The sequence below is a fragment of the Plebeiibacterium marinum genome (genome assembly GCF_026013615.1).
In the GTDB taxonomy this organism is placed as follows: Bacteria; Bacteroidota; Bacteroidia; order Bacteroidales; family Marinilabiliaceae; genus Saccharicrinis; species Saccharicrinis marinus_A.
Genome location: NZ_JAPDPI010000043.1, coordinates 35,241 through 47,916, shown reverse-complemented (window position 1 = coordinate 47,916; position 12,676 = coordinate 35,241). Strand labels below are relative to the sequence as shown.

General features: G+C 34.7%; 14 protein-coding genes. All 14 read left to right on the top strand.

Features of this window, described 5'->3' with window-relative positions:
- Positions 1–914 precede the first annotated feature (914 nt).
- The 14 genes from OM074_RS21520 to OM074_RS16945 all read left to right on the top strand — a co-directional run bounded on the left by OM074_RS21520 (position 915) and on the right by OM074_RS16945 (position 12,650).
- Positions 915–1,124, top strand: a complete 210-nt coding sequence (locus OM074_RS21520) for a putative peptidoglycan-binding domain-containing protein (protein WP_363320288.1) — start codon at positions 915–917, stop codon at positions 1,122–1,124.
- Positions 1,125–1,401: 277 nt separating this feature from the next.
- Entirely contained in the window at positions 1,402–1,854 is a 453-nt protein-coding gene (locus OM074_RS17005; protein WP_301201648.1) for an Hsp20/alpha crystallin family protein, read from the top strand.
- 128 nt (positions 1,855–1,982) lie between these two features.
- Positions 1,983–2,219, top strand: coding sequence for a hypothetical protein (locus OM074_RS17000; RefSeq protein WP_301201646.1), 237 nt, complete (start codon positions 1,983–1,985; stop codon positions 2,217–2,219).
- Between the two features lie 58 nt (positions 2,220–2,277).
- Positions 2,278–2,787 carry an Hsp20/alpha crystallin family protein gene (locus OM074_RS16995; RefSeq protein WP_301201644.1) on the top strand — a complete coding sequence of 170 codons (510 nt, stop codon included), beginning with the start codon at positions 2,278–2,280 and terminating at the stop codon, positions 2,785–2,787.
- A gap of 38 nt (positions 2,788–2,825) precedes the next feature.
- A complete protein-coding gene (locus OM074_RS16990; protein WP_301201642.1) occupies positions 2,826–3,269 on the top strand; it encodes a hypothetical protein in 444 nt (147 codons plus the stop codon).
- Positions 3,270–3,357: 88 nt separating this feature from the next.
- Entirely contained in the window at positions 3,358–4,878 is a 1,521-nt protein-coding gene (locus OM074_RS16985) for a Do family serine endopeptidase (RefSeq protein WP_301201639.1), read from the top strand.
- A 78-nt stretch (positions 4,879–4,956) separates the two neighbouring features.
- Complete coding sequence (locus tag OM074_RS16980; RefSeq protein WP_301201637.1) at positions 4,957–5,157, top strand: hypothetical protein; 201 nt, start codon at positions 4,957–4,959, stop codon at positions 5,155–5,157.
- A gap of 128 nt (positions 5,158–5,285) precedes the next feature.
- Complete coding sequence (locus OM074_RS16975; protein WP_301201634.1) at positions 5,286–6,434, top strand: COG1470 family protein; 1,149 nt, start codon at positions 5,286–5,288, stop codon at positions 6,432–6,434.
- Between the two features lie 2 nt (positions 6,435–6,436).
- The gene (locus OM074_RS16970; RefSeq protein WP_262327088.1) at positions 6,437–7,402 is read left to right on the top strand and encodes an ABC transporter ATP-binding protein; all 966 of its coding nucleotides are present in this window, start codon (positions 6,437–6,439) and stop codon (positions 7,400–7,402) included.
- Positions 7,395–8,363 (top strand): ABC transporter permease, encoded by a 969-nt coding sequence (locus tag OM074_RS16965; RefSeq protein WP_262327089.1) that lies wholly within the window; start codon positions 7,395–7,397, stop codon positions 8,361–8,363. The genes OM074_RS16970 and OM074_RS16965 overlap by 8 nt, the downstream gene beginning before the upstream one ends.
- Before the next feature lie 67 nt (positions 8,364–8,430).
- Entirely contained in the window at positions 8,431–9,363 is a 933-nt protein-coding gene (locus OM074_RS16960; RefSeq protein ID WP_262327090.1) for an ATP-binding cassette domain-containing protein, read from the top strand.
- A gap of 92 nt (positions 9,364–9,455) precedes the next feature.
- Positions 9,456–10,181, top strand: a complete 726-nt coding sequence (locus OM074_RS16955; protein WP_262327091.1) for an ABC transporter permease subunit — start codon at positions 9,456–9,458, stop codon at positions 10,179–10,181.
- 11 nt (positions 10,182–10,192) lie between these two features.
- The gene (locus tag OM074_RS16950; protein ID WP_262327092.1) at positions 10,193–11,692 is read left to right on the top strand and encodes a GldG family protein; all 1,500 of its coding nucleotides are present in this window, start codon (positions 10,193–10,195) and stop codon (positions 11,690–11,692) included.
- Positions 11,685–12,650 (top strand): DUF4340 domain-containing protein, encoded by a 966-nt coding sequence (locus OM074_RS16945; protein WP_262327093.1) that lies wholly within the window; start codon positions 11,685–11,687, stop codon positions 12,648–12,650. The genes OM074_RS16950 and OM074_RS16945 overlap by 8 nt, the downstream gene beginning before the upstream one ends.
- The last annotated feature ends 26 nt before the right edge of the window (positions 12,651–12,676 follow it).

Here is a 12,676-nt window from a genome sequence, read left to right as displayed (position 1 = left end):
ATTTGAGCATCTGCTGCTTCCATCACTCCTAAAGTACCCAGTGAACCGATGGCGAAATTTTTAAGTTCATGCATCTTTCTGTTTTTGTAACCTCCCTCAAAATTGATCAGGTTTTAAAAGAGGTTGGGTTAAACATATATCGGCCGAATTTTTAGTTAACTAGTTATTTATCAATGGTCATTAGTCAACAGTCATTAAACTATAAAGCTGAATCCTGCTGCACGATAACCATTAATAATACTTCTTTACAAGCTGTAAATCACTTTCAACTTTGAACTTTTAACTTTCAACTCACTGCTGTAAATCACTTTCAACTTTCAACTTTTAACTTTCAACTAATTTGTATAGTGCTAAAGTAGCGTGCAGAGTAATGCAAAAAAATTACTGTAATTTTATAGTAACTTTTTTCGCTTGTAACATGTTGTTAATGAGGTAGAATGATTTTGGGGTAGAATCGGGTTTGAGCCGAAAAGGTGTAAAAAAGGACCGATATTCACAAAAATCGCTAAAAACGACAAAAATATTCATCAAAATCGCGTTTTTGGCCAAAAATATTCACGGTTTTGTCGTTTTTCGGTGTTTTTATGACATTTCTATGCTATGGCTTTGCATTTCTATGCTGTGGCTTTGCTATTTCTATGCATAGTCATTGCTAATTCTATGCATGTTTGTTGCTATTTCTTTGTATTGTGTTTGTATTGTGGTTGTGTTGACTATGCACATTCTTTGATTGTTTTATGCTTCGGCACTGCTTCAAAGGAACCGAAGAAAGACCATAAAACTGGCCTAGTAAAACCATAGTCAACACAACGTCATATCCTTGGCATACTATAGGATAATAAAAGGGAGTGTAAAATATTTTTGACTGGTGCGTAAATAGTAGTTACTGCAGTAGCTGTGGAGTTCAAAAAGTATTGAATCGCTTTTTTGAATACGACCTTAAACTGGATGGGATTATTGGAAAGAACACAGTTAAAGCAATTAATTCTTGCCCTTCGGAAACACTGTTTAATGCCATTAAATCAGCTCGCATCCATTATTACATCACCATAGCTCAGAAAAGTCAGAATCACAAATTTTTGAAGGGGTGGTTGAGACGGATTGATTCAATTAACTTTCGTTAGATTATTATTTAATGCGAATCTAACTACAAGTATTGTTGCTCATTTATATATGAATTTTTGTCAGTTAAAGTGGTTATAATGACACTAGTACGTTATTGATTTATGTCAAAATGACTCTTGGATAAATACTGCTTTTTATACCACAAAATCTATTTATTTGAAAATCAATAAAAAATAATTCTTAATGGATAAAGGCCTCAAAATTGGCATTTAGTTTGAAAAAGATTAGGTGTAATTAATTAAAATTTATTGAACTAAATTTTTGGAGGATAAAGTTATGACACTTGCAAAATTATCAAACAACTGGTTTCCATCAGCCCCTTCAATCTTCGATAGATTTTTTGATGGCGAATTGATGGATTGGAATAGAACTAACTATTCAAGCACAGACACTACCTTACCAGCAGTTAATGTTAAAGAAAACGACAATGAGTTTTTAATCGATGTTGCTGCACCAGGTTTAACCAAAGAAGATTTCAAAGTAAACTATGACAATGGTCGTTTGACTATTTCATCAGAAAAGAAAAGTGAAGTAGAAGAAAAAGATGGTGAAAAAGTAACTCGTCGTGAATTCAGCTACCAGTCTTTCCAACGCTCATTTACAGTTTCTGAAAATGTAGTGGATGCTGAAAAAATAGGAGCTAATTACGAAAATGGAATCCTTCATATTTCACTTCCTAAACGCGAAGAGGTTAAACCAAAACCTGCAAAACAAATCGAAATTATGTAATTGACTATGGGCAGTTTCTACTGCCCTTATTTTCGAATTCTTTAAATATCTTGTTATGAAAAGGATAGTTTTATCACTATTTGTTCTGGCAATGGTATTTGCCGGATGTGAAAAAAGTAGAAGACCAAATGGAAGAACTAAATGTTGATTCAGCAAAGAAGAGTGAGTCTTCTGAAAAGATTGTTGAAACCAATGAAATTACTCAGGTTCCGCTAGCTCCTAATAGTGATTCTGTTTATATGTACCCATTTTTCAACTCAAAAATCGATTCAACTTTTAATCTATTTACTCCATTTCAATATTGGCATAACATTCCAGTCTTACAGCCTGATTCATCAAAATTAGGAAAGAACGATGGAGAATAGAATTAAGAGTTAGATAGTAAGTTGTATCCCTTGATATTAATTTTATAAAGTAATTATCATGAAAACGATTATGTGTACAAATACAATACCTTGGTTCAGCCCATTATTTGAGTTTAGTTTATTTGAACCAATACTTGAATATAGTAGTCTGCAAACAGAAAGTATATCGGAAACTCCATTTGCTTATAACTATAGTTATACATTGCCAGATTTTAGAAAAAAAGACTTAGTAATGAGTCTACAAAACAATGTATTAACCATCGAAGGAACAAACAAAAATAAAGGTTCATGGTGGAATAGTAATACTGGCAATAGTATAGAAAAGCACTTTGTTAAAAATATAAGATTATCAAGTGATATGAATCGCGATAATATCAATGCTTCATTCCAAAAAGGTGTTCTAAAAGTAGAGATTCCAAAAAAAGAAGAATACATAAGCTATAGGGAAATTCCGGTATTTGGCGATTCAAGTAATGCTACAGTGTTGGAAGAAAAAAACAATAAACCAAAAAATATACTTAACGAGATAAAGCTTCGTATTAACAACTTATTCAAGAATACAGCATAAGGAGAAGCAAATTGTTTAAATGGATAAATCTTGATTTAATGGAAGTTTTAAAGAAAGAAACGTTCAGGTGTAATCACCAATTAAGAAATAACCATGCTTACATTTCAACAGAAAAATGTAACAATCAGAATGTAGAATTTAAATACGAGGAAAAGCAAGGGCGGACTTGTGTTTTTATAAGTTCGGCTTTGCTAAAGGAGAATAATTATAGGTTAAATATAAAGGGGGCTTGTTTATCTCTAATCATTTATGAGAGAAGAGAAATTGTAAAACCCAGGTACTTCAGGTTACTTGATAAAACTATTAACGAAAAATCAACTTACGACAGGCTTAAAAGCTTTAAGTATAAGTTGCCCCAGGATATTTATATGATTAGTAATGTTTCATGGGATAAAGAAATGATGAGACTTGAAGTGGTTTTACAAACGGATGAAATTAATGTGCGGAATTGTAGTCGCATAAAGGATTGTGATACACTTTAACATTTTCTTAACTGAGTTTAACCAGTCTTTAACCAAAACAATTTGTCGTAGAAATTAATTTTGTATTAAACAATAAAATATAGCAACAATGAAAAGGTTTGGCTCATTGCTATTGGTGTCTGTTGTAAGCAGTGCCCTTACAATTAGTACGTTTCTTTTTATAAATAGCAATAATAATAAAACAGTAAAGATTGAACATATATCGGGCACTCCGGTTGTAGGAGCTACATATACCGTTAATAAAAGTGGAGAAATAGTTCCTCTTGAGTTTACGGAAGTAGCAAAAAAAGTAATGCCTGCGGTTGTTCATATAAAATCTACACAGGTTCAGAATGTTAAAAACTACAACTATCGTCATCAATCCGACCCGTTTAGGGATTTTTTTCAAGATGACATGTTTAAACGCTTTTTTGGTCCGGAATTTAAGTTTGAATCCCCTCAGCCACAACAAAGAGGTCCGCAAGCAAGGGTAGGCAGCGGTTCAGGTGTAATTATTAATGCAGATGGTTATATTGTAACCAATAACCATGTTATTGCCAATGCTGATGATATTGAGGTAACTTTGGATGATAATCGGGTTTTTAAAGCTAAAGTAGTTGGAACAGACCCGTCTACAGACTTGGCTCTGTTGCAGATAAAAGAAAAGGGATTACCTTATTTGCCATTAGTAAACTCAGATGAAGTAGAGGTTGGAGAATGGGTATTAGCGGTTGGAAATCCCTTCAATCTAAATTCAACAGTGACGGCAGGAATCGTAAGTGCTACAGGACGAAATATAAATATTTTAAGAGACCAAAGTGCGATTGAATCCTTCATTCAGACAGATGCAGCTATTAATCCGGGAAACAGCGGTGGAGCTTTGGTTAACCTTCAGGGTGGATTAATTGGAATTAACACTGCTATTGCGAGCCCAACAGGTGCTTATGCCGGATATGGCTTTGCCGTTCCTGCAAATATAGTTTCAAAAGTTATTGAAGACCTCCTTAAATATGGAATGGTTCAAAGAGGTTATTTGGGCTTAATGATTCGAAGCGTTGACGGGAATCTTGCAAAAGAAAAAGACCTTAAAGTTACTGAAGGTGTTTATGTGGACAGTATTTCCGGCAATAGTGCTGCCGGAGAAGCCGGAATTGAGGTTGGAGATGTCATACTTAAAGTAAATGATGTTGAAGTAGCTGCATCTGCTAAACTATTAGAAGTTATAGGTAGGCGTCATCCAGGAGACAAAGTAGCAATTGTAGTAAACCGTTATGGAAAAGAGTTGGAGTATCTGGTGACACTCCGAAATCAGGAGGGAAAAACCAAACTATACGAAAGAGGAACTAAAGAAATATTAGATGTATTAGGTGTTGAGTTGGAAGAAATTGACAAGTCAACTGCTAAAAAACTTGATATTGACGGAGGAATCAGAATAACTAAGTTGTTCACAGGTAAATTGAAACGACATACAGATGTAAAGGTTGGTTTTATTATTACCAAGGTGGATGGAAAGCTTTATAAAACAGTTGATGATTTAGTAAACTACCTGCAAGATAAAAAAGGCGGTGTTATGCTGGAAGGTGTTTATGAGGATTATCCTGGTAATTATTATTACGCATTTGGATTATAAAACCATATAAATAAAAAACAGATTAATATCTTTTTAAAACAGTAAATGTTTTGTTGAATTTTATAAAAGTATCGTTCTATGTTAGATTTATGTAAGACAGTATTGAATGGAGTTCATGAAGACAAAAGCCTCTTTAGAAAGGAATTGATAAAATCTATCTCCTGGCTCAATCAAGAAGACCAAGAAAAATTCCAAAACTGGGTACGAGAACGTTTCAGAAATGAGTATGCAGATGTCATTGATGAAATATTAAATACTAAGTACCAATTTGCATCATAAAATTTTTGATTTGAAGCATGCATAGGTTTGTTCTGTGCATGCTTTTCATATATGTCTATGCTCTTTTCTGAACATGGATGCTTTAGTGCGTTTTATTTTTTAATTATTAATGTTTTAAGGAGGAACTTATGAAAAGTCTACATTCTTATTGTAAAATTTTAATTGTATCTATTTTATTTTTTAATGTTCAGCAAAACATTTTTGCTAATGATGGTAAAACAGAAATTTTTACACCTTACACCAAGGTGTCTGTATCGCCCGGAAGTACAGTAAATTATTCACTGGATATCATCAACAATAACGAACAGACAATAAACGAAAACATAAACATTAGCAACATTCCACGTTCGTGGAATTATACACTTACAGCTAGTGGAATGAATATTAATAAAGTAGCTGTATTAGGAAGCAAGAAACAAACTTTAAAACTTAAAATTGATGTTCCTTATCGTGTAAAAAAAGGTTCTTATACCTTTTATGCAAAGCTTGGCAGTATAGCTTCATTGCCATTGACCATTAATGTAACTACAGCAGGCTCTAATGAATCAGAACTTACATGCGACCAGAAAAACATGGAAGGTACTTCAAAATCTAACTTTTCATTTAATGCCGTATTAAAGAATAAAACAGCTACTAAGCAACAATACGCATTAATGGCATCTCCACCAAGGGGATGGAGTGTAACGATTAAGCCTAATCATAAACAGGCTACTTCAACCGAGGTAGATGCCAATGGCACAAAAAATATTAATTATACCATCAAAGCACCATCAAATGTAAAAGCCGGAACTTATAAGATTCCTGTAAAAGCAGTATCAGGTTCCACTTCTGCAGAGATGGAATTAGAGGTTGTTATTACGGGTACTTACGAAATGTCTTTTTCAACTCCAACAGGATTGTTAAGTGCAAAAATAACAGCAGGAGATGATAAAAAGGTAGAGTTGGTAGTTAAGAATACAGGTTCTACAAAATTGGAGAATATAGAACTATCGGCATCTAAACCGAAAAATTGGGAAGTTTCATTCGATAACAAAAAAATAGAAAGCCTGGAACCGGGAAAAACATCAACGGTTTATGCAACCATTAAAGCCGATAAAAAGGCCATTCCCGGAGACTATGTGACCAAGATTACGGCAAAAACATCAGAAGCTAATCAAAATCTATCTTTTCGAATTATGGTCAAAACACCAATGCTTATGGGTTGGTTAGGAATTTTAATCATATTAGCTTCCATAGGAGGGATAGCATTCTTAATCAAGAAATTCGGAAGGAGGTAAGTATGGATAGTCCAGTTATACAACTAAATGGAATTTCTAAAAAGTACGGAGACTTTACTGCTGTTAATAATCTGGATTTATCCATTAACAAAGGTGAGATTTTTGGATTGCTTGGGCCAAACGGTGCAGGAAAGTCAACTACAATACTTATGCTTATGGGGCTTACAGAGCCTAGTTCGGGAAGTGTAAGTGTATGTGGAATTAATTCTACCTCAAAACCTATTGCTGTTAAAAAGAAGGTAGGGTATTTACCAGAGGATGTAGGGTTTTATGATGATTTATCGGGTTTGGATAACCTGATATATACGGCCAGGCTGAATGGTTTCGACTATAGCACTGCCAAAGAAAAAGCTGGTGAACTGTTGGAGAGAGTTGGTCTTGGTAACGATAAAAACAAAAAAACAGGCAAGTATTCTAAAGGAATGCGCCAACGATTAGGTTTAGCTGATGTATTGATTAAAAATCCGGAAGTCATCATATTAGATGAACCGACAACTGGCATCGACCCGAAAGGCGTAATGGAATTGCTTAGCTTAATAAAAAAACTCAGCGTAGAGCAAAATATTACAGTACTATTTTCTTCTCATAACCTTCATCAGGTTCAGCAAGTTTGCGACCGTGTAGGAATTTTTGTTAGTGGTAAGTTGTTGGCAGAAGGAAATATCAAAGAGTTATCGCAAAAGTTGTTTACACACGGTATGTACCTTATTGAACTTGCAATAGATAGCGGTGATAAATCTCCAATAGGTTCGGAAGAATTGGAAAAGCTATTAGCTCCAATAGAAGGTATACAGAAAGTATCGGCAGATAATACGCTCTTTCAAATTGAATGCTCTTCAGATATTTCTTCATCCATTGCTAAAACAGTTATTGAGGCTGATTATGAACTTAATTTCTTGAGTAAAAAAGAATATGGACTTGATGCTATTTATAACCGTTATTTTGAAGGAGGATTAAGCGATGATTAGTATAGCTACAAAGCAAACTAATCCCTTTGGGGTTATTGTAAGTAAGGAAATTTCCGACACAGTAAAAAGTTGGAAATTTATTATCATGGTAGCATTGGTGTTGCTAACATGTATGGGGTCGCTTTATGCTGCCCTGGATGATTTTTCGGCTGCTATAAAAGGAGGAAGTGCTGATGATGATTTCTTCTTCCTGAAGCTTTATACACATTCAAATGGTACTTTGCCTTCGTTTCTGGTATTTATCAGTTTCCTGGGGCCATTGTTAGGTATCAGCATGGGATTTGACAGCATAAATACCGAGCAAAACAAAGGAACTTTAAGCAGATTATTGGCACAACCTATTTATCGGGACTATATATTAAATGCCAAGTTTTTAGCTGCCTTAACCATTCTAAGCTACCTTTTTATTGGTCTAAGTTTATTGGTACTTGGTTTTGGTCTTATATTTATAGGTATTCCTCCTACAACTGATGAATTGATGAGAATCATTATTTTCTCTATTGTAAACATCATATACGTTGGCTTTTGGCTGAATCTGTCCATACTGTTTTCTGTAAAATTCAGGCAGGCAGCAACCTCTGCCCTGGCTGGGATTTCAGTATGGCTTTTCTTTACTATATTCTATAGTATGATTGTAAATCTTATTGCAAAAGGACTTGCGCCGGTAAGGTTTATTAGTGAAAATCAAATGGTCAGTTTTCAACGTTTTGTCCAAAACTTAATGCGTTTTAATCCCGGACAATTATTCAATGATGTTACAACTACTCTGTTGCGCCCTTCAGTTCGAAGTTTGGGTCCTTTAACAACAGAACAAACCATTGGAGCTATACCAAATCCTCTGCCGTTAGGTCAGAGTCTTATGTTGGTTTGGCCACAAGTTGTAGCACTTATTGGAGGTACGCTGTTGTTCTTTGCTATTGCATACACCATGTTTATGCGAAGAGAAATACGTTCCAGATAGCTATTTACGAGTATAGAACCAGATAATTAACTAATTATTTTCAATTTATAATAAATCATTCTAAACAATGGACATCCATGTAAAGAATATTACCAAGACGTATGGTACACAAAAAGCCCTAGATGATTTATCATTTAAGGTGAAAACAGGTGAAATTCTTGGTTTTCTTGGTCCTAATGGAGCAGGTAAAACCACAACAATGAAGGCAATCACCTGCTATATTACTCCCAATGGAGGAGATATTACCCTGGGAGGAAAATCAGTTCATGATGAACCCGATGAAGTAAAGAAAAGCATCGGTTACTTGCCGGAGAATAACCCTTTGTACTTAGATATGACCATTATGGATTATCTGAATTTTATTGGCGAGTTACAAGGGGTTAGCAAAAGCAATATTAAAGCACAGGTTGAGAAAATGATTCGAATTTGTGGGTTAGACCTTGAAAAACACAAGAAGATAGGTGAATTATCTAAAGGCTACAAACAAAGGGTTGGATTGGCACAGGCTTTAATCCACGACCCGGAAGTGCTAATTCTTGATGAGCCTACCACAGGTTTAGACCCCAACCAGATTATTGAAATACGAAAGCTCATAAAGGAAATAGGACGTGAAAAAACCGTTATTCTGAGTTCTCATATTTTGGCGGAAGTAGAAGCAACTTGTGACAGGGTTTTAATCATCAATAAAGGTAAAATTGTAGCCGATGGTACACCGGAATCATTACGAAAAGAAGCACAGGGAACAGAACTTCTAAAGGTGGGGCTAAGTACAACGGATCGCAATGAAGCCTATAAAGCATTGAGCAATATTGATGAAGTTGCAATGGTTTCATTTGTAGATGATAACTCATGCATTTTTGAGATTGAAAGCCATGTTGGTAAATCATCAATAGAAAGCATTTTTAAAATGTGTGTAAGTAAAGGTTGGTTTATTACTCGGTTAACACCTATTGAAAAGAACTTGGAGGATGTATTTAGAGAATTAACAAAACCTAGATAGTTCAAATATTATATAAATAATGATGAAGTGTTAATACCTATTTTTTCATAAAAGTCTTGTGTATTAATACTTGAATCTTGATACTAAATATTATGAAGCAAATTTGGATAATAACAAAAAGGGAGTTGAAAGGGTATTTTGATTCCTTGATGGCATATATACTCATTGTTGTGTTCCTTGGGCTAAGTGGCTTTTTTACCTGGCTCTATGGCAACAATGATGTATTCTACATAAATAGAGCAACCATGCAACCGTTCTTTGGTATTGCATACTGGACGCTTTTTATATTTATTCCGGCATTAACCATGAAGCAAATTGCCGAAGAGTTTAAAACAGGTACTATTGAGTTGCTCTTAACCAAACCTGTATCAGATTGGCAGGTAGTTACAGGTAAATTTCTGGCAACTTTTCTGCTAATTGCAATTTCACTGGCTCTAACATTGCCATATTATATTTCTATTGCCAATATTGGACCAATAGACCATGGCTCCGTTCTGACCGGGTATTTAGGTTTACTTTTAATGAGTGCGGCATATATAAGTCTTGGTATTTTTGCCAGTAGTATAACATCTAACCAAATTGTGGCCTTTTTATTGGCTCTTATTATTGGAATTTTCTTTCAGATTCTATTTGGCATTATTTCAAGGGCATTTCCGGGGATGATTGGAGATACTTTATCATATCTCGATATGCAATATCATTATCGAAGTATTACACGAGGTGTAATTGACAGTAAAAACATCATCTATTTTGTCTCAATAATCCTTGGAGGATTAATGGCATCTGAACTGTCTCTTGTTAAACGTAACATCAACTAAAAAGAAAAATTATGAACGACAAGCTACGATTTAAATATTATATCGCATTGGCTTTAGGTGTTTTGGTATTAATTAACGTTTTGGCTAATCGTTTTTTTGTTCGCCTTGACTTTACTGAAGACCAGCGATATACATTGAGTGAAACCACCAAAGATATTTTACAAGATATTACAGAGCCAATAACAGTAACTGCTTATTTTTCTGAAGGTCTGCAACCTCAGTTCGACCAATTAAGAAATGATTTTAAAGATTTATTGGCAGAATATGCATCTCGAAGTAATCATCAACTGGTATTTGAGTTTATTAATCCCAATGAAGATGCACAGGAAGAACAGAAAGCTGTACAGGCGGGAATTCAGACAGTGATGATTGAAGCAAGAGAGAAAGACCAGGCTACTACAAAAAAAGCCTATATGGGGGCTTTAGTGCAGATTGGTGAAAACTCTGAAACAATACCATTTATTCAGCCGGGAGCACAAATGGAATATGCATTAACAACAGCCATTAAAAAGATGACAATTCCGGATAAGGATGCAATTGGCTTTATTGTTGGTCATGGAGAGCCAACACTAAATGAACAAATACAGGTAATTCAGGGATTGGAAGTTCTATATGTGCCGGAAGAAGTTGCATTATCAGATAGTGTAAATCTCAGCAAGTATAAAACACTGGCCTGGATAAACCCTCAGGATTCAATTCCTGAAGAGCATTTTACTTACGTAGAGGATTTTTTAAATCAGGGAGGAAATTTACTTGTGTCTTTTAATAAGGTTGATGCTCAATTAAATCAAGGAATGGGCTTTGCTAAATATACAGGAATGGGTAATTGGCTGCAAAAACAAGGACTTACCGTTAATGAGGATTTTGTTGTGGATGCCAATTGTGGTTCTGTAAATGTTCAACAACGCCAAGGTATTTTTACGGTTAATCGTCCGATTAACTTTCCTTATTTACCAATTTTATCCAATTTTGCCGACCATCCTATCACACAAGGCTTAGGAACAATGATTATGCAATTTGGTAGTTCGTTAACCTTTAGTGGGGATTCATTAAGCACTTTTACGCCATTGGTCTTTACCTCGGATAAATCAGGAAAACAACCGGCTCCAGTTTATTTTAATATTGAAAAACAATGGCAGGAAAGGGACTTTACAGCTTCAAAACTTACAGTTGCAGGACTTCTGGAAAAAGACAATCATAAATTGGTAGTAATCACAGATGGTGATTTGGCCATTAATGGTTCTGGTCAGGAGGTACGCCAGGTTCAACCTGATAATGCCAATTTTCTTGTAAATGCTATTGATTATATGAGCGATGATACCGGACTTATTCAATTAAGGAGTAAGCAGGTAAAGATGCGACCATTAGACCAGTTAGAAGATGGGGATAAGAACTTGTTGAAAATTCTAAACTTTACTCTACCAATCCTTATCATTCTGGGTATTGGTATTTATCGTTATCAAAGAAGAAAATTTACCCGCTTAAAAATTAAAGGAGAAAGCTATGTTTAGAAAATTGAATATAAAAACGTTGAGCTGGGTATTTTTAGGCCTGCTCATATTAACTGTTGGTATAAAGGTGTTGGATAACAGAAGAGGTGTTAATACACTCAAGTCTGAACTATTTAATATTGAAGAAAATATAATTACATCTGTAATTGTAAAACCCAAAATGCTTAATGGTAAAAGTATAGAACTTAAAAAGGATAATGAGAATTGGAGAGTCGTATCTGACGGAAAGTCATATAATGCTGATGCAGCAACAATAGAACGATTAATCAATCAATTAAATGGACTAAAGCCTATTAGACTTGCTTCTCAAACAAAAGATGGATGGGATAAATTTGAATTGACTGATTCGCTTTCAACAGAGGTGCAGTTTGTGGGAGCTAAAGGCGAATTAGCAAAAATATACATCGGAAAGTTTTCGTATTCCCAACCCAAAACAAATCCTATGGTGCAACAAAACCCTTATATGCGTCCGCAAGGAACCATGACATCTTACGTGCGATATAATGACGAAAAAGAGGTTTATGCAGTTGAGGGGTTCTTGGGTAGTTCTGCCAATAGAAATGTAGATGCGTTTAGGGATAAAACCCTATTAAAAACAAATAAAACCAATATTAACAAAATTGAGTTTAGTTATCCTGCTGACAGTTCATTTACAATGGTTAAAAACGAAGGGGTCTGGATGAGTAATGGCATACAGCTTGATTCTGCATCTGTAGCCAATTATTTATCCGGAATTACTTCGTTGAAAGGAAATAGCTTTACTGGTGATAATAGAAGCTCATTTACTCATAAAACGAAAATCTTTTCAGATAGTGGGGAGCAAGTAGAGGTGAATGCAGTGATTGAGAATGAAGAAGTTATATTAACAACTTCTCAAAACCAAGGAACTGTTTTTAAAGAAGCCCTAAGTTCAAATTTCAATAAATTGTTTATTTCAAAAAAGGAGCTGTTGAAGTAAACGGCTTTGTATTAGAGAAAACCCCT

Coding starts and splice junctions, on each gene's coding strand:
- OM074_RS16975 (WP_301201634.1), top strand. CDS start 5,286: ATGAAAAGTCTACATTCTTATTGTAAAATTTTAATTGTATCTATTTTA.
- OM074_RS16950 (WP_262327092.1), top strand. CDS start 10,193: ATGAACGACAAGCTACGATTTAAATATTATATCGCATTGGCTTTAGGT.
- OM074_RS16945 (WP_262327093.1), top strand. CDS start 11,685: ATGTTTAGAAAATTGAATATAAAAACGTTGAGCTGGGTATTTTTAGGC.
- OM074_RS16990 (WP_301201642.1), top strand. CDS start 2,826: ATGGAAGTTTTAAAGAAAGAAACGTTCAGGTGTAATCACCAATTAAGA.
- OM074_RS16970 (WP_262327088.1), top strand. CDS start 6,437: ATGGATAGTCCAGTTATACAACTAAATGGAATTTCTAAAAAGTACGGA.
- OM074_RS16985 (WP_301201639.1), top strand. CDS start 3,358: ATGAAAAGGTTTGGCTCATTGCTATTGGTGTCTGTTGTAAGCAGTGCC.
- OM074_RS16955 (WP_262327091.1), top strand. CDS start 9,456: ATGAAGCAAATTTGGATAATAACAAAAAGGGAGTTGAAAGGGTATTTT.
- OM074_RS16980 (WP_301201637.1), top strand. CDS start 4,957: ATGTTAGATTTATGTAAGACAGTATTGAATGGAGTTCATGAAGACAAA.
- OM074_RS17005 (WP_301201648.1), top strand. CDS start 1,402: ATGACACTTGCAAAATTATCAAACAACTGGTTTCCATCAGCCCCTTCA.
- OM074_RS16995 (WP_301201644.1), top strand. CDS start 2,278: ATGAAAACGATTATGTGTACAAATACAATACCTTGGTTCAGCCCATTA.
- OM074_RS16965 (WP_262327089.1), top strand. CDS start 7,395: ATGATTAGTATAGCTACAAAGCAAACTAATCCCTTTGGGGTTATTGTA.
- OM074_RS17000 (WP_301201646.1), top strand. CDS start 1,983: ATGGAAGAACTAAATGTTGATTCAGCAAAGAAGAGTGAGTCTTCTGAA.
- OM074_RS16960 (WP_262327090.1), top strand. CDS start 8,431: ATGGACATCCATGTAAAGAATATTACCAAGACGTATGGTACACAAAAA.